Raw genomic sequence first — 16358 nt, forward strand, 5'->3', positions numbered from 1 at the left:
GAGGTGAGTTACCCTCTCCCCTTGTGGGAGAGGGTGGCTCGCCGCGTAGCGGCGAGACGGGTGAGGGGTAAATATCCGCGATCTCATCTGCGGAGAAAACCCCTCATCCGGCGCTACGCGCCACCTTCTCCCACAAGGGGAGAAGGGAAGATCCATGTCGCTCGATCCGCTCGCAAAGCGCTTGTTGACCATGATGGCTGCGGCTTCGCCGCGGGCGGGGGGCCGGCCGAGCGTGGAGGCGCGGCGGCAATCGCTGGCGAAGCTGATGCAGTTCGCACGCACCGATGCGCCGGATGTGACGGCGCGCGACGGTATGCTGCCCGGTCGCGCCAGCGAACTGCCCTATCGGCTCTACACGCCTGCAAATGCCGATGAGCGCGCGCCGGGCTTCGTATTCTTCCATGGCGGCGGCCTCGTCGCCGGCGGCATTGCCACGCATGATCGCATCGCGGCGGCGCTGGCGCATGCCACCGGCTGCCGCCTCGTCTCGGTCGACTACCGGCTCGCGCCGGAGCACAAATTCCCAGCCGCCGTCGACGACGCGATTGCCGCCACCGAATGGGTTGCGCGCGAGGCCGCATCGCTCGGCATCGATGCGGACCGTCTGGTGGTGGGCGGCGATTCCGCCGGTGCAACGCTCGCTGCCATCGTGTGTCAGGAGGCGGCGCAGACCGCCGGCCTCGCCATCGCCGCGCAATGCCTGATCTGCCCGGTGCTGGATTTCGAGGAAACCTCGCCCTCACGCGAGGCCTTTGCCGAGGGCCATCTGATCGACCGCGTCACGATCGAGGCAGATCTTGCCGACTATCTGCCTGACGGCATCGACACCGCCGATCCCCGCGTGTCTCCCTTGCGGGCAACACGGCTCACGGGTCTGCCGACCGCGATCATCCACACGGCCGAGTACGACCCGATGCGCGATGAAGGCAATGCCTATGCCCGCAAGCTGCTCGCCGCAGGCGTCGCTGTCGAGCATGTCTGCCACGACGGCATGGTTCACAATTTCCACGCCATGGGCGCGATCCTGCCGCAGGCGCAGCTGGTGCTGTCGCAGATCGGCGAGCAGGTGCGACGAGCGGTTGCGAGGTAAGAGCGCGGATCAGGCGCGCGCATCGATAACGGCCCTGGCTGCCACAACATAGTCAGGCCAATGGGCGTCCGCATAACGTTCGGCCTGCCGGGCGCAGGTGACGTCGGGCGCATGCGCCGCGGCGATCATGCGCGCGAAGCGCTCTTCGGCAACCGTCGTGTCATCGGGCACTGGCGCAGATGCGGCCACGGCAGCGGTCGGAGCGACGGCGAGCCCCGCCATTCCGGCGAGCAGGATGCGGCGTGACGTGGTCATGGCTGTCGTCCTCCATTGTCCGGCCTCCTCCGGCCGCCGAGCGAGTCGGTGCAATCGCGACAAGGTAGCCGCGCCTATCGATGCAGTCCATGGTTTGCGGATAGCGCTTGACCATTGGAACGATCACGTTCCATCTAGCACACGATTTCGCCATACAGTCCCCGCGCGCCGGATTGTCACGTGTCCCATCGCAGCCCATCGTATCGCCCGACCTTGCGCGCTGTCGCGATGGGACTGGCCTGCCTGATGGTTTCGGCCAGCGCCGTCTTCGCCGCCGAAGATGAAGAGGACGGGCCGGCGAAGCCAGCGGTCCCGAACCTTTATCTGGATCTGCGCACGACCTATGCGTCGATCCCGGCAGGCACGCTCGGGCTCGGCTTCGGCACCACGTCATTGTCGGCTGCGCTCGAAGCCCTGGCGGTGCGCAGCGGCGCAACGCTGCCGAACGGCTTGCCGGCCGCGAAATCGATTGCCGTCGACCTGCCGCTGACCGTCGACGTCAACGACCGCGTCTCGCTTTATGGCGGCGTGTCGGGCTCGACGACCGACATCGGCGGCGGCTGGTCGGCGTTCGACATCACGAGCTGGAACATCGGCGTGCAGGCCGACCTCTATCAGCAGAATGGCGGAACGATCCCGACCATCACGCTGCAATCGACCCTGACGCAGTCGGTGCCGAACGATCAGGGCATGACGAATTCATTGAACAACATCCTGGAATTCGACTACGCGCTCGACGAGGACGAGACGCGGGGCTGGCTCGCCGGCATGCAATACACTTACACCGCCGTCGCCAGCCCGTTCGCCAGCATTCGGCCGAACACGATCGTCTATGCCGGCGGCTATTACCAATGGCCGAGCAATTGGAAGTTCACCGGACGCCTCGGCATGCAATCGTTCGGAGGCGCGCAGCTCGCGGGCCGGACGCTGGCGGAGCCCTTCACGCAACCGTTCCTGCGGCTCGACCTCGATCGCATGGACGACAACGACAACCGCCTGTTCGGCATCACCGCGCAGATCGCGTGGATGCCGAAGCCGTCCTACCAGGTGACCTTGCGGACGCCGCTCTATGCGGTCCGGAACTGACTGGGATCATGGTGGATAGCAGGTAAACCGAATCTCCCATTTTCCTGGCATCGGTACAGCGGTCGCAATAGCCCCGGCATTGACGATGAAGGACTTTCGCATTCGCCGCGCGGCCGCCCGCGGTCCTCCCGGGCCATGGGCTACACGTCGGTCCTCTCGTCAGAGTGCCCATCCAGTTACCTCTCGGCAATATGCTTGCGACAGACTGGGCCGGAGTCACGCGGGAGGCTGCGAGTGTCCCATTTGGTCCCGGAACGGACGTTGCTTGCTGGAGAGATCTTCTTCAATTTCGGCCAGTCGTCGATCGATTGCGTCGTGCGCCGGCTGACCGAGGAGGCGGCGACGCTCGAAATGGAGAGCGGCCTCGGGGTGCCCGAGCGCTTCCAGCTCAGGCTCGCGGGGCGCGAGATCCTGACCTGCCGCGTGATCTGGCGATCGGACCGTCAGGTCGGCGTCGCCTTCGAGCAATCGGGCAGCGTCGAGCGCATCGCCGGCGAGGAGCGCGGGCGCTCGTCCAATGCGCTGATGCGCAGCCAGATGCTGGCGCTGCGTGCCGCGCTCGATCATGTGCCGACCGGCATCGTGTTGCTGGATTCCAGCCTCAGGGCGCGCCTCATCAACCGGTCGTTTCGCCAGATGTGGCGCCTGCCTGACGAGGTCGCCGACAGCAATCCATCCATCCTCACGCTGCTCCATCACGGTCGTGACACCGGCGCCTATGAGGTGCCCGACCCCGAGCTCGATGCCCTGGTGGCGGAACGCGTCCGGGTGATCGAGGCGGGCGATCCAACGCCGATCGATCTGCGCCGGCAATGGCGATGTCGTGCGCGTCCAGGTCACGCCCCTGCCCGATGGCGGACGCATGCTGACCTATACCCCCGTCACCGACATCGTGCGCGCCTCGGACGAGCTGAAGCTGCTGCGGGATGCGCTGGAGAATGTTCAGGACGGGGTGCTGCTTCTCGACCCCGACCTGCACGCCACCTTCATGAACCGGCGCATGCGGCGCTTCTGGGAGGTCAGTGAAGCCGAGGCCGCGGACCGGCCGGCCTATTCGTCGCTCGTGCGACGCCTGCACCGCGCCAGCGCGCCCAATCTTCCGACGAACGAGCTCGCGAGATTTCCGGCGCGGCGCGTCGCAGAGGTCATGGCCGGCGACCATGTGCGCGATTTGCAGACGCCGGACGGAAGGCGCATCAGGGCCCATTGCACCACGATGTCGAACGGCGGCCGCATGCTGACCTATGTCGACATCACCGACCTGACGGAAAAGGCCGCGATGCTGGAGACGCTCGCGACCACCGACCCGCTCACCGGCCTCTACAACCGCCGCCATTTCCTCGAGAACCTCGATGCGGAATGGAGCCGGTTTCAGCGCTATTATCGCTCCGTCTCGGTGCTGATGCTCGACATCGACCACTTCAAGTCGGTCAACGACCGCTACGGCCATGCCGTGGGCGACGCCGCGATCAGGGCTGTTGCGGCGGCGTGCCTCGACGGCAAGCGCAAGTCGGACATCGTCGGCCGCATCGGTGGCGAGGAGTTCGCGGTGCTGCTGCCCGAGACCAGCCTGTCTCGTGCAAGGACCGTGGCGGATCGCATCCGCAAGCGCGTGATGAGCGCGCAAATCATCGCCGGTGAGATTCAGTTCGGCCTCACCGTGAGCATCGGCATCGCCGAGGCCACCGTCAGCATGTCCGGGATCGACGCGCTGATGGGCGCGGCCGATCATGCGCTCTACCAGGCCAAGGCCGAAGGCCGCAACCGCTGCATCGCCTTCGCGCCCCCGCCGCCCGCAAGCAAGGCGGCGGAGTGATCGAAGGACGCAGCTTTTAGTCCGGTACCGGCACGTCGAAGGTGTTGAGCGTGACCGAGACCATGCAATAGACGCCGACGAGATAGGACAGCTCGGCCGCGCCGTGCTCGCCGAACTCCTTCACCGCGGCGCGCCAAGTCAATTCCGGCAGCACGCCACCACCGACCAGCGCAGACGCCACGTCGTAGGCGACGGCCTCCTGCCTGGTGAGATCGACCGGCCGCTGGCCGGCGACGATGGTCGCGAGCTTTTCGTCGGACAGGCCGCGCTGCTCGGCGACCAGCACATGGGCATAGAGCTCGTAGCCGGAGCGGAAATGAGAGCCGGTGACGAGGATGGCGACCTCGCGCACCGGTGCCGGCAGCAGCGGGTTCGACGCGATCGCCTTGACCAGCTCCCACACCGGCTTGCCGAAGCGCGGCTCGCGGATCCAGGGATTCCAGGGCCCGAGCAGCGCGCCGTCGTCGCGCATGTTCACAAAACCCTTGAAGTGGTCCTTGATGCCCGCTCGCATGTCGTCATAGAGCGGCTTCTGCTCGTCGGTCAGATCCTTGGGATCGAGAATGGGAAGACGCACGGCGGAGATCTCCTCGTTGAGAAGGGGTGAGGCTTGCCCGCAGGTGCGCGCAACGCAAGTGAAGTTGCCGTGACATCGCACGCCGAGCGGGCGTTCCGACAAATTCGACTATGTCGCCTCGGGGCTTCGTGCGCTCTGGGGATTTGCGAAATCGTCGACGGCGAGCGTCAGCGGCTCACCTGTCTCGAGAAACGACGACAAACTGGCCTCGAACGGCGCCGGATCGAGCCCGCGCATCTTCAGCCATTCGGGCTCGTAATAGGTCTGGCGATAGCGCTCGCCGGAATCGCAGATCAGCGTCACCAGCGACCCTGTCGCGTTCGCCTGCCGCATCTCCGAAGCGAGCCGGCACAGCGCCAGGAAATTGGTGCCGGTGGACCCGCCCACCGGGCGGCGCAGCCGGCGCGACAGCACGTTCATCGCCGCAATCGTGGCCGCATCCGGGATCTTCATCATGCGGTCGACCACACCCGGCACGAAGGAGGGCTCGCAACGCGGACGGCCGACGCCCTCGATCAGCGACGGGCGGTCGCAAATACGGGAGCGGTCCTGCGAGCGGAAGCAATCGAAAAAGGCGGAATGCTCGACGTCGGCGACGCACAGCCGCGTCGGATACTGGCGATAGCGCAGATAGCGTCCGATGGTAGCCGAGGTGCCGCCGGTGCCCGCGCCCATCACGATCCAGTCCGGCAGCGGACGCGGTTCGCCCTGCAATTGCGTGAAGATCGATTCGGCAATGTTGTTGTTGCCCCGCCAGTCCGTTGCACGCTCGGCGAAGGTAAACTGGTCCATGTAGTGGCCGTTCAGGCGCGCGGCGAGCGCGGCGGCCTCCGCATAGAGCGCGCGGCCGTCGTCGATCAGATGGCAATTGCCGCCATAATGCTCGATCGCGGCGATCTTCTCGGCCGAGGTCGTGCGCGGCATCACGGCGTAGAAAGGCACGCCGATCATCTGCGCGAAATAGGCCTCCGAGACCGCGGTCGATCCCGACGACGCCTCGACGACCGGCGTGCCTTCGCGGATGTGGCCATTGCAGAGCGCGTAGAGGAACAGCGAGCGCGCCAGCCGGTGCTTCAGGCTGCCGGTCGGATGGGTGGATTCATCCTTGAGATAGATGTCGATGCCCGATAGCGCCGGCACGATCAGCCGGATCAGATGCGTGTCGGCGGTGCGGCACTGGTCGGCCTCGATCGCGGCTACGGCCTCATCGACCCAGCCGCGCCGATAGGCCGGCCCGGCCGGATTGTGCTGGCGGAAGGGAAATGTCTGCATCGAGCGAATCTCTCACGACACGCATTGCGCATCAAGGGCGCGCTCAAAATTCCAGCGGCGCGTTGTCGACCACTTCCTTCATCACGAAGAAGGTGCGGGTCTGGCGCACGCCGGGCAGCGCGATCAGCTGCTCGCCGTGGATGCGGTTGAAATCCTCCATGTCGCCGACGCGGATTTTGAGGAAGTAGTCGAAGTCGCCGGCGACGAGGTGGCAGTCGAGCACGAATTTCAGCCTGGCGATCGCCTGCTCGAAGATGGCAAAGCTCTCCGGCGTCGAGCGGTCGAGCACGACGCCGACCATCACCAGGGTGCCCTTCGCCACCTTCTTCGGCGCGACCATGGCGCGCACCGTGGCAATGAAGCCGTCCTCGAACAGGCGCTGGGTGCGGCGATGGCATGTGGCAGGGCTGATCGCGACGGTTTCCGCCAGCTCCGCGTTGCTGAGCCGACCGTTATTCTGCAGTAATCTCAATATCTTAAGGTCGGTGCGGTCGAGCCGCGCTGTCATGAGAGAAGCTTTCATAAATAGGCGGAATTCTGGAAGGATTATTAGCTATTGCCGCCGCTTCCGCAAGAATTTGCGCAATATTGGCGCAATATTCGAGAGCACATTTTTCCGGCGCGATGCTAGGGAGCTGCCCGACGCCAACGCCAATCGGGATGACCCATGAAGCTGGACAAATTTCCGCGCTATCCTTTGACCTTCGGCCCGACGCCCATCGAGAAGCTGGAGCGGCTGTCCAAACATCTCGGCGGCAATGTCGAGGTCTATGCCAAGCGCGAGGACTGCAATTCCGGCCTCGCCTATGGTGGCAACAAGCTGCGCAAGCTCGAATACATCATCCCCGATGCGATCGCCTCCAACGCCGACACGCTGGTCTCGATCGGCGGCGTGCAGTCGAACCACACCCGCATGATCGCCGCCGTCGCCGCCAAGATCGGCATGAAGTGCCGCCTGGTGCAGGAAGCCTGGGTGCCGCACGAGGACGCCGTCTATGACCGCGTCGGCAACATCATGCTCTCGCGCATCATGGGCGCCGACGTGCGCCTGGTCGACGACGGCTTCGACATCGGCATCCGCAAGAGCTGGGAACAGGCGATCGAGGAAGTGAAAGCAGCGGGCGGCAAGCCTTACGCGATTCCGGCCGGCGCCTCCGTGCACAAGTTCGGCGGCCTTGGCTATGTCGGCTTCGCCGAAGAGGTGCGCAAGCAGGAGAAAGAGCTCGGCTTCACGTTCGACTACATCGTCGTCTGCACGGTGACTGGCTCCACCCATGCCGGCATGCTGGTCGGCTTCGCGGCCGATGGCCGCGCCCGCAAGGTGATCGGCATCGATGCGTCCTTCACGCCCGCGCAGACCAAGGCGCAGGTGCTCGAGATCGCGCAGAACACGGCAAAACTCGTCGAGCTCGGCAAGGAGCTCGTCGCTGACGACGTCGTGCTGATCGAGGACTACGCCTACCCCGCCTACGGCGTGCCGTCGGAAGAGACCAAGGACGCGATCCGCCTGACCGCGCGTCTCGAAGGCATGATCACCGACCCCGTTTACGAGGGCAAGTCGATGCAGGGCCTGATCGACCTCGCGCAGAAGGGCTATTTCGAGAAGGGCGCGAAGATTCTGTACGCCCATCTCGGCGGCGCGCCGGCGCTGAACGGGTACGCGTATGCGTTCCGGAACGGGTGAGTGAGGACATAGCTCTCGCCCGCTATCTTCGTAGCCCGGATGGAGCGCAGCGTAATCCGGGACTCGCGAATGCGGAAAGACTGCCCCGGATTGCGCTACGCTCCATCCGGGCTACGTCATCTATTCCTACCTTGTCCTGACGATCTGCAGCAGCTCGTCGCCGTAATGCTCGAGCTTCTTGTCGCCGATGCCGGGCACGTTGCGGAGCTCGTCGAGTGTCGTCGGCCAGGCCCGGACGATGCCGTCGATGGTGGCATCGTGCAGCACCACATAGGCCGGCACGCCGCGCTCGCGCGCGACCTCCGAGCGCCATGAGCGCAGCCGCGCGCGCAGCTCGGGATCGACATCGCCTTCCGGCGCGCCGGTCGCAGGCGCAAGGTCGCCGCGGCGGGATTTGCCGCGGCTTGCGCGAATGCGGGTGCCGGGCGCTTCCTCGCGCAGCCACACTTCGGTCTCACCGCGCAGCACGCCGCGCGCGGTCTCGGTCAGCTTCAGCGCGCCAAAGGCTTCGCTGTCGCTCTGCAAATGGCCCATCGCCACCAGCTGCCGCAGCACGGTGCGCCACTGCTTTTCGTTGAGCTCGCGCCCGATGCCGAACACGGACAATTTGTCATGGCCGAACTGCGTCACCTTCTCGGTCAGGCGCCCCACCAGCACGTCGATCAGGTGCATCGCGCCGAAACGTTGCCCGGTGCGATAGACGCAGGACAACAGCTTCTGCGCCAGCACCTTGCCGTCGCGCATCTTCGGCGGCGTCAGGCAGTTGTCGCAATTGCCGCAGCTCTCGCCCATCACGATCTCGCCGAAATAGGCGAGCAGCCGCCGGCGCCGGCAGTGCGGCGTTTCGGCAAGGCCGACCAGCGCATCAAGCTTGCCGATCGAGACTCGCTTGAATTCGTCGGAGGCGCTGGATTCGTCGATCATGCGGCGCTGCTGCACGATGTCGGAGAGCCCGTAGGCCATCCAGGCCGCCGACGGTTTGCCGTCGCGGCCGGCGCGGCCGGTCTCCTGGTAATAGGCCTCGATGCTCTTGGGCAGGTCGAGATGGGCGACGAAGCGTACATCGGGCTTGTCGATGCCCATGCCGAACGCGACGGTCGCGACGATGACGATGCCGTCCTCGTTGAGGAAGCGGTCCTGGTTGCGCGAGCGCACGCTGCTGTCGAGCCCGGCGTGATAGGGCAGCGCGGCAATGCCGGCCTCGTCGAGCGCGGCGGCGACCTCCTCGACACGGTTGCGGGACAGGCAATAGACCACGCCGGCGTCGCCGGCATGGCGCTCCCGGATGAACTCCTTCAGCTGCGACACCGCACTGCGCTTGTCGACGATCTCGTAGCGGATGTTGGGCCGGTCGAAGCTGGAGACGAATTGCGGCGAGTCCGTTAGCTGAAGCCGCGCCACGATCTCCTTGCGCGTCAACTCGTCGGCGGTCGCGGTCAGCGCGATGCGCGGCACGTCCGGGAAGCGCTCGGCGATGATGGAGAGGCCGACATATTCGGGGCGGAAGTCATGGCCCCATTGCGAGACGCAATGCGCCTCGTCGATCGCGAACAGCGCCACCTTGGCCTGCGCCAGCAGCGAGAGGCAGCGCGGCGTCACCAGGCGTTCCGGCGCAACATAGAGCAGATCGAGATCGCCCGCGAGCAGGCGCCGCTCGATGTCGGAGGCTTCCTGGAAGCTCAGCGACGAGTTCAACGCAGCGGCGTTGACGCCGGCCTCGATCAGGCCCGCGACCTGGTCGCGCATCAAGGCGATCAACGGCGACACCACGATGCCGCAGCCTTCGCGCAGCAGCGACGGCAGCTGATAGCACAGCGACTTGCCGCCGCCGGTCGGCATCAGCACCAGGCAATTGCCGCCGTCGGTGACGTGCCGGATGATCTCGCCCTGCGCGCCACGAAAACCCGGCAGGCCGAATACCGAATGCAGCACCGACAGCGCGTCACGGCCGTTGGCCGGCGCAGGTCGCGGAGCGGTGGAAGGGGCTGACATGAGAGGGCTGGAACCAAGGCCGTGAGATTCGTCACAAGGCCAGTCGCATGGCGGCGCGGGCGTGGCAAGCCCATCTTCTACCGACCTCTCCCCGCAAGCGGGGAGAGGTGAAAAAAAGCTACGCCCCGATCCTGCGCAGCGCTTCCGCGACCGTCACGATCGGCATGTTGCGCTGTCCGGCCGCCTCCAGCGCGTGGCGCATCAGGCCCGGGGTGCAGCCATAGGGGCTCGGCGCGTCCGCGACGTCATGGCCGTAGAAGATCAGCCATCCACCGCTCGCGACCGCCTCGTCGAAATAGCGATCGACGCCTGCCGTGTCGATCTCGCAATCGACCAAAGGCGACGCACGCAGGAACTGGAGATCGATGACGTCGCTGTTGACGCCGGGAAGGATGCCGCGCGCCGAACGGAACGCCCTGGCGAGCTGCGGCTTGCGCCAGACAGAGGCAATCCCATAGGGATAGGCGAAGTTCTCCAGATTGATCGAGGAATCGATACTACGAAAATAAGTGCGGTTCCGCTCGATCTCGCGAGCCATCGCGGCCTCGTCGAGCTTGGCCGAGCTCTGGTGCGAGAAGGTGTGGCAGGCAATCTCGTGACCGGCGCGGTGAAGCCGCACGATCGCGTCATCCGACAGGCCGTGCCAATGATCTGACGGCTGGCCGATCAGGCTGCCGGCGAGATAGAACGTACCGCGGCCGCCATGCTCTTCCAGGAGCGCGGCGCCTTCGCCTGCAGCGCTATCCGGGGCATCATCGAAGGTGAAGCTCACGATCGGCGCATGCGCGGGCAGCCGATGCGGCGCGGCGCGGAAATGCCGGGCCAGCCGATTGCTCACGCGTCCCTGGAGTGCCGACCACACGACTGCGTTTCCCGTGATTGACGTATGTCTGTACTGAAACATTCGCGCGCTGGTCGAGGCAAGCCTAACGCTTGGGTAATCCTAACGCGGCACCAATATCGGCTAACGCGCAAGGACCGGCGCTTCGGCTTTCATACTGAGATATTGCAGCCAATTGCGAAAAAGCACCTCGGCGGCGCTGCCGGCGCCGATGTCGGCGCGCAAACTCAGCCCGGGTAACTCGTTGGTGAGCGCCGGATGGCGCTGGTGGGCCGCCTTCTTCTCGAAGCGGACCAATTTCTCTTCCGTCGCTGCGTCAAAATAGCTCACGGGCAGCCGCGGATAGTTCTCGCGCTCCCGCGCAAGATAGCGACCGATGTCGCGCAGATATTCGCGCTGGAGCGACAGCGCGTCATATTCCGGATGCCCCTGGAAGAACACGAACCGGCTGGCATATTGGCGCACGAAAACGTCGACGCCGGCCTCAGCCGAGCGTGTCAGCACCTGATAACCGGCCTGCACTAGATCGCTCTCCGCGATCTCGTTCAGGCGCGAATGCGACACCTTCAAAGGCGCCGGCGCGGCGCGCGTCAGCGCATCGCTCGTCACGGCGTCGCAATCGAAGATACCGTGACATTTGGCTGGCAGGCGCCGCCGCTCGATGCCGTCGAGATGCAGCACCGCCGCATGCGCGGCAAGACACGACCAGATCGTCGAGCGCGTGTTGGCCTTGGCCCAGTCAATGAGGTCGGCGAGGTCGCGCCAATACGGCTCCTGGTCGAGTTCGGGCGCGACCGGCTCGGCGCCCGTCACGATCAGCCCGTCGAATTTCTGGCGCTTGAGATCGGACAAGTCTGAATATTCGCTCTCGACATGCCACTTCGCTTCCGGCGAGCGCTTCACGCTGGGCAGCGAGAAGCAGTGGAAGCGAATGCGGCGCGGACCGGCCGCAGCCTGAAGCAGCTTCAAGAATTGACGCTCGGTCGCCTTCAGCGCCGGATCCGGCATGTTGTTGACGAGCCCGATCGTGAGCTCGCCGCCGTGATCGCGCGCAAGATCGCGCTCGGCCGGCACCAGCGCCGGGCTCGAGATGACTTGATCCCTGTCGATCAAGATCGTCATTGGCGCCGTCGCCTACTCCGCGGCCTCGAGGCGCGCTGACCGGCAGGCCTTGTCCAGCGCCTGGTCGATGTCCTCGATGATGTCAGAGACATGCTCGATGCCGATCGACAGACGGATCGTCTCCGGCAGCACGCCGGCGACGCGCTGCTGCTCTGCCGACATCTGCCGATGGGTGGTCGAGGCCGGATGGCAGGCCAGCGACTTGGCATCGCCGATATTGACGAGGCGCGTGATCAGCTTCAGCGCATCATAGAAGGACTTGCCCGCCTCCATCCCGCCTTTGATGCCGAAGGTGAACAGCGAGGAGGCGTTGCCATCGAGATATTTCTGCACCAGCGGATAATACGGGCTGTCGGGAAAGCCGGTGTAATTGACCCAGGCGACGCGCGGATCCTGGCGGAGGAATTCGGCGACCTTGCGCGCGTTCTCGACATGGCGCTCCATGCGCAGCGCCACGGTCTCGATGCCCTGCAGCAGCAGGAAGGCGTTGAACGGCGACAGCACCGAGCCCATGGTGCGCTGATAGACGCTGCGCGCCCGCTCGATATAGGCGGTGCGACCGAAGCGCTTGGCATAGACGAGGCCGTGATAGGAGGCATCCGGCTTGTTGTAGGCCGGGAAACGGTCGGCGTATTTCGCCCACGGGAAGTTCCCGGAATCGACGATCGCGCCGCCGAGCGTGGTGCCGTGACCGCCGAGGAACTTGGTCAACGAGTGCACGGCGATGTCGGCGCCGTAGTCGAACGGCCTCAGCAGGATCGGGGTTGCGACGGTGTTGTCGACGATCAGCGGCACGCCATGCGCATGCGCGACCTTGGCCAGCGCCTCGATGTCGCAGACATTGCCGGCGGGATTGCCGATGGTCTCGGCGAACACCGCGCGGGTATTCTCGTCGATCAGCTTCTCGACCGCCTCCGGCTTGTCGCTCTCGGCGAAGCGGCCGGTGATGCCCTGCCGCGGCAGGATGTGTGAGAGCAGCGTATGCGTGGTGCCGTAAAGCTGCGGCATGGAAACGATGTTGCCGCCGTGATCGGCGACGTTGACGAAGGCGAAATGCAGCGCCGCCTGGCCGGTCGCGACCGCGAGTGCACCGACGCCGCCTTCGAGCTGCGCGATGCGCTTCTCCAGCACCGCGCTGGTGGGGTTGGCGATGCGGCTGTAGCGAAAACCCTCGGCCTCGAGATTGAAGAGCGCCGCGCCGTGATCGGCGCTGTCGAAAGCGTAGGCCGCGGTCTGATAGATCGGCACTGCGACCGCGTGCGTGGTCGCTTCGGGTTCGTAGCCGGCGTGAATAGCGATCGTCTCGTTGCGCATCGTGCCACCTCCGCGTGGGGCGGGCCGCACTTATTGGCCTGTATGAGGCATGTGCGTTGTCCGCCGCCCCCGTGTTAGAGGCGGGTGGTAAAGCGGACAATAATTCGCCTAGAGATCGAGGAAGTAACCCTAATGCTTGTCGGCGAATTGGCCGGAATCCGGGTTAAAGCCGATTAACGAAGTGCTGCTTTGGTGCGCCTCGCGAGGTCCCTTCCTTCTCCCCTTGTGAAGGTGGCGCGAAGTGCCGGATGAGGGGTCTCTCTCCGCGAAGTAATTTCCATAGAGTTCGCGGAGAGAGACCCCTCACCCGTCTCGCCGCTATGCGGCGAGCCACCCTCTCCCACAAGAGGAGAGGGTGAGACTGTCAATGCGGCGATAACCGGCTTGGACTAGGCCATGCTCTCCCACAGCCGATGCGCGAGCACGCCGGCGCGCTTCTCGATCGCGGCCGCTGCGTCGAGCGCGAGGTCCTCGCGATAGCGCCCGGCAATGAGCTGCACGCCGATCGGCTTGCCGTCGTGGAGGGCCACCGGCACCACGGCGCCGGGCAGGCCCAGCACGTTGATCGCGGAGATGAAGCGGATCTCGCCCCAGAAGATCTCGCGCACGCGCTCGGGGCTGACGGTATCCTCGCGCGGGCCCGGCGTCGGCTTCACCGTGGTCGGCGCCAGAACGACCGGATACTCCTCGAAGAACAATTGCCAGGCGCGAATGTGGCCGTTGCGCGCGGCGGTCGCCTGCATCCAGGCATTGAGATCGAGCACGTTGGCCTTGGCCTTCATGCCGCCCCACGCCTTGTGGAAATCCTCGGAGGTGACCTTCAGCATGCCGGCCTCCTGCATCACCACGGTCTCGTTGGTGATGATGTCGCACCAGGTCTGCCAGACGCCGTTGATGTCGGGCACCTCGACCTCGCTGACGCGATAGCCGGAACGTTCGAGATGGTCCGCGGCCTGGCGCAGCGCAGCGCCTACGGAGGGATCGACCTCCATGTCCTCGGGGATCTTGGCCAGCGCCACCTTGATCGGCCCCTTCGGCCTCTCGCCGACCAGCGGCGCCGGCACCCACCAGGGATCGCGCGGATCGCGCCGGCTCATCACCTCGAGCGCAAGGCGAACGTCGCCGACATGGCGGGCGAGCGGCCCCTGCGCCGACATCAGATGCGCCAGCATCGGCCGCTCGGCGGTTGCGCTTGCGTTGAACGCGGGGATGCGTCCTTGCGTCGGCTTGATGGTGGCGACCCCATTGCAATGCGCGGGCCAGCGCAGCGAGCCGCCGATGTCATTGCCATGGGCGATGGTGCCAATGCCGGCGGCGACCGCCGAACCCGCACCGCCCGACGACCCGCCGCAGGTGATGTCGGGATCCCAGGGATTGAGCGTCAGCCCGTGCAGGGGATTGTCGGTAAAACCGCGAAAGGAGAATTCCGGCGTGTTGGTGAGCCCGATGACGATCGCACCGGCCTTCTTCAGGTTGCGCACCACGGGCGCATCCGACGGCGCGACCAGGTCCTCATTGGCGGGCACGCCGTTGAAGTTCGGCCGGCCCTCGTAGTCGACGTTTTCCTTGATGGTGATCGGCACGCCGTGCAGAAGGCCGAGCTCGCCGCCCTTGGCGCGCTGCTTGTCCGCGGCATGCGCAGCCTTCAACGCCTCTTCCGAGAGATCGACGACGACCGCGTTCAGCTTCGGATTGACGGCGCGCATCCGTTCGAGATGCGCTTCGACGGTCTCGACGGCGGAGATTGCGCCGGAGCGGATTGCAGCCGCGGTCTCCACCGCCGACCATTGCCAGGCCGGTCCCTTGGGGCGGCGCGATGAAGCCAGCTTGAGCCCCGCGGCCTTCTTCGCAACGACGGCCTTGCGGCTTGCGCTGGTCTTGCTCAAGGTTTTCGCCGGTTTCTTCGAAGCAGTCTTCTTCTTGGCAGTCTTCTTGGCTGTCTTCTTCGCCACGTCGCATCTCCTGAAATTGCGCCGAGGAAGTTACGGATGGCGAAAGGATGTGTACAGGTGCGTTTTATGCATGGGCCAACGGCGCGACGCGGCGAATTGTCCGCGGTCGCGCCGCTTGCGTTATTCCGCGGGGCAGGCCGCGACGGCCGCCGGAGCGCGGTCGAGCCGCAGGCTCCACAGCGCCAGCACCAGACCGATAGCGGTGATGCCGGCTGCGACCAGAGGCAGCGCCGAGAGGCCGAGCCCGCGGTCGATGGTGACGCCGCCGGCCCAGGCGCCGAGCGCGTTACCGAGATTGAACGCGGCGATGTTGAGGCTCGAGGCTAGCGTGCGGCCGCTGGGACCGGCCGCTTCCAGCACGCGAAGCTGGAGCGGGGCGACAGTCGCAAAGGCCGCGATGCCCAGCAGCAGGATCAGCACGATCGCCGGGATCTTGACCGACAGCACGGCGGCGAGGCCAAGCAACACGATGGCGAGCGCGGCGAGCGTTCCGATCAACGCGCCGGCGAGGCCACGGTCGGCGAGCTTACCGCCGGCAACGTTGCCGATCGCGAGCCCGACGCCGAACACCAGCAGGATCGGCGAGACCGCTGCTTCCGAAAACCCGGTGAAGCGCGTCAGGATCGGCTGGATGTAGGTGAAGACGACGAACAGGCCGGCAAAGCCGAACACGGTCATGGCAAGGCCGAGCAACACTTGCGGGCGGCCGAGCACCGATACTTCCTCGGCAAGCGAGACCCGCTTGTCGCCGTTGCCGACATGGCCGGGCACGAGGGCTGCGACCACGGCAAAGGCGATCACGCCGATGACCGTCACGGCCCAGAACGCCGCGCGCCAGCCGAGCATCAGGCCGAACCAGGCACCGAAGGGCACGCCCAGCAGCGTCGCGACGGTGAGACCGATGAACATGGTGGAAATCGCGGAGGCCCGCTTGTCCTCGGCGACGAGGCTCGTCGCCACCACCGACCCGACGCCGAAGAAAGTGCCGTGGGCGAGCGAGGTCAGCACGCGCGCCGTCATCAGCAATTCGTAATTCGGCGCCAGCGCACAGGCCGCATTGCCGAGCGTGAAGATCGCCATCAGCGCGAGCAGCACGGTTTTGCGCGGCATCCGCCGCGTCGCCAGCGTCAGGACGGGCGCACCGACGAACACGCCGAGCGCATAACCGGAGATGAGCAGGCCCGCGACCGGTACCGTGACATGCATGTCGGCCGCGACCTGCAGCAAGAGGCCCATGATGATGAATTCAGTGGTGCCAATGCCGAAGGCACCGGCGGTGAGCGCGAGAACGGCGGGAGGCATGCGTAGCTCCGATGGATGATTACGAGCCACGCAGATAGCCGTGCCCGCGCAAAAT

Annotated in this window: 14 protein-coding genes and 1 pseudogene; 5 read left to right on the forward strand and 10 right to left on the reverse strand. The window is 65.6% G+C overall.

Annotated features, from left to right (window positions below; all coding sequences use genetic code 11):
- The first annotated feature begins 154 nt into the window (after positions 1–154).
- Entirely contained in the window at positions 155–1090 is a 936-nt protein-coding gene (locus BM190_RS30010; RefSeq protein WP_092261342.1) for an alpha/beta hydrolase, read from the forward strand.
- 9 nt (positions 1091–1099) lie between these two features.
- Here BM190_RS30010 and BM190_RS30015 read toward each other — a convergent pair whose 3' ends face one another.
- Positions 1100–1345, reverse strand: coding sequence for a hypothetical protein (locus BM190_RS30015; RefSeq protein ID WP_092261343.1), 246 nt, complete (start codon positions 1343–1345; stop codon positions 1100–1102).
- Between the two features lie 213 nt (positions 1346–1558).
- Between BM190_RS30015 and BM190_RS30020 the strand changes: the two genes are divergently transcribed.
- The 3 genes and pseudogenes from BM190_RS30020 (at position 1559) to BM190_RS41290 (ending at position 4247) form a co-directional block, all read left to right on the forward strand.
- Positions 1559–2431, forward strand: coding sequence for a hypothetical protein (locus tag BM190_RS30020; RefSeq protein ID WP_092261344.1), 873 nt, complete (start codon positions 1559–1561; stop codon positions 2429–2431).
- A 537-nt stretch (positions 2432–2968) separates the two neighbouring features.
- Positions 2969–3181: pseudogene (locus tag BM190_RS41285) on the forward strand (PAS-domain containing protein); the annotation flags it as partial.
- A gap of 73 nt (positions 3182–3254) precedes the next feature.
- A complete protein-coding gene (locus BM190_RS41290) occupies positions 3255–4247 on the forward strand; it encodes a sensor domain-containing diguanylate cyclase (RefSeq protein WP_244550769.1) in 993 nt (330 codons plus the stop codon).
- 16 nt (positions 4248–4263) lie between these two features.
- Here BM190_RS41290 and BM190_RS30030 read toward each other — a convergent pair whose 3' ends face one another.
- The 3 genes from BM190_RS30030 to BM190_RS30040 all read right to left on the reverse strand — a co-directional run bounded on the left by BM190_RS30030 (position 4264) and on the right by BM190_RS30040 (position 6604).
- Complete coding sequence (locus BM190_RS30030) at positions 4264–4824, reverse strand: carboxymuconolactone decarboxylase family protein (protein ID WP_092261345.1); 561 nt, start codon at positions 4822–4824, stop codon at positions 4264–4266.
- A gap of 108 nt (positions 4825–4932) precedes the next feature.
- Positions 4933–6096, reverse strand: a complete 1164-nt coding sequence (locus BM190_RS30035) for a PLP-dependent cysteine synthase family protein (RefSeq protein WP_092261346.1) — start codon at positions 6094–6096, stop codon at positions 4933–4935.
- Between the two features lie 43 nt (positions 6097–6139).
- Complete coding sequence (locus BM190_RS30040) at positions 6140–6604, reverse strand: Lrp/AsnC family transcriptional regulator (RefSeq protein ID WP_092261347.1); 465 nt, start codon at positions 6602–6604, stop codon at positions 6140–6142.
- A gap of 159 nt (positions 6605–6763) precedes the next feature.
- Here BM190_RS30040 and BM190_RS30045 point away from each other — a divergent pair, with 159 nt between their 5' ends.
- The gene (locus BM190_RS30045) at positions 6764–7780 is read left to right on the forward strand and encodes a 1-aminocyclopropane-1-carboxylate deaminase (RefSeq protein WP_092261348.1); all 1017 of its coding nucleotides are present in this window, start codon (positions 6764–6766) and stop codon (positions 7778–7780) included.
- Between the two features lie 126 nt (positions 7781–7906).
- On the opposite strand, the gene recQ is transcribed toward BM190_RS30045, so the two are convergent.
- The 6 genes from recQ to BM190_RS30075 form a co-directional block, all read right to left on the reverse strand.
- Positions 7907–9772 (reverse strand): DNA helicase RecQ, encoded by a 1866-nt coding sequence (gene recQ / locus BM190_RS30050; protein WP_092261349.1) that lies wholly within the window; start codon positions 9770–9772, stop codon positions 7907–7909.
- Positions 9773–9890: 118 nt separating this feature from the next.
- Positions 9891–10634: a polysaccharide deacetylase family protein gene (locus BM190_RS30055; protein ID WP_092261350.1), complete on the reverse strand. Its 744-nt coding sequence runs from the start codon at positions 10632–10634 to the stop codon at positions 9891–9893.
- Between the two features lie 102 nt (positions 10635–10736).
- Positions 10737–11735 carry a homoserine O-succinyltransferase MetA gene (gene metA / locus BM190_RS30060; RefSeq protein ID WP_092261351.1) on the reverse strand — a complete coding sequence of 333 codons (999 nt, stop codon included), beginning with the start codon at positions 11733–11735 and terminating at the stop codon, positions 10737–10739.
- 12 nt (positions 11736–11747) lie between these two features.
- The gene (locus BM190_RS30065; protein WP_092261352.1) at positions 11748–13049 is read right to left on the reverse strand and encodes an O-acetylhomoserine aminocarboxypropyltransferase/cysteine synthase family protein; all 1302 of its coding nucleotides are present in this window, start codon (positions 13047–13049) and stop codon (positions 11748–11750) included.
- Between the two features lie 389 nt (positions 13050–13438).
- The gene (locus BM190_RS30070; RefSeq protein ID WP_092261353.1) at positions 13439–15001 is read right to left on the reverse strand and encodes an amidase family protein; all 1563 of its coding nucleotides are present in this window, start codon (positions 14999–15001) and stop codon (positions 13439–13441) included.
- A 120-nt stretch (positions 15002–15121) separates the two neighbouring features.
- Positions 15122–16303, reverse strand: coding sequence for an MFS transporter (locus tag BM190_RS30075; RefSeq protein WP_092261354.1), 1182 nt, complete (start codon positions 16301–16303; stop codon positions 15122–15124).
- Between the last annotated feature and the right edge of the window lie 55 nt (positions 16304–16358).

The sequence above is a fragment of the Bradyrhizobium sp. Rc3b genome (assembly GCF_900114915.1).
Classification (GTDB): Bacteria; Pseudomonadota; Alphaproteobacteria; order Rhizobiales; family Xanthobacteraceae; genus Bradyrhizobium.

What these genes read in the sequence shown, in the direction of transcription:
- BM190_RS30015 (WP_092261343.1), bottom strand. Translation starts at nt 1,345, where the DNA reads ATGACCACGTCACGCCGCATCCTGCTCGCCGGAATGGCGGGGCTCGCC.
- BM190_RS30035 (WP_092261346.1), bottom strand. Translation starts at nt 6,096, where the DNA reads ATGCAGACATTTCCCTTCCGCCAGCACAATCCGGCCGGGCCGGCCTAT.
- BM190_RS30065 (WP_092261352.1), bottom strand. Translation starts at nt 13,049, where the DNA reads ATGCGCAACGAGACGATCGCTATTCACGCCGGCTACGAACCCGAAGCG.
- BM190_RS30040 (WP_092261347.1), bottom strand. Translation starts at nt 6,604, where the DNA reads ATGACAGCGCGGCTCGACCGCACCGACCTTAAGATATTGAGATTACTG.
- BM190_RS30010 (WP_092261342.1), top strand. Translation starts at nt 155, where the DNA reads ATGTCGCTCGATCCGCTCGCAAAGCGCTTGTTGACCATGATGGCTGCG.
- recQ (WP_092261349.1), bottom strand. Translation starts at nt 9,772, where the DNA reads ATGTCAGCCCCTTCCACCGCTCCGCGACCTGCGCCGGCCAACGGCCGT.
- BM190_RS30075 (WP_092261354.1), bottom strand. Translation starts at nt 16,303, where the DNA reads ATGCCTCCCGCCGTTCTCGCGCTCACCGCCGGTGCCTTCGGCATTGGC.
- metA (WP_092261351.1), bottom strand. Translation starts at nt 11,735, where the DNA reads ATGACGATCTTGATCGACAGGGATCAAGTCATCTCGAGCCCGGCGCTG.
- BM190_RS30045 (WP_092261348.1), top strand. Translation starts at nt 6,764, where the DNA reads ATGAAGCTGGACAAATTTCCGCGCTATCCTTTGACCTTCGGCCCGACG.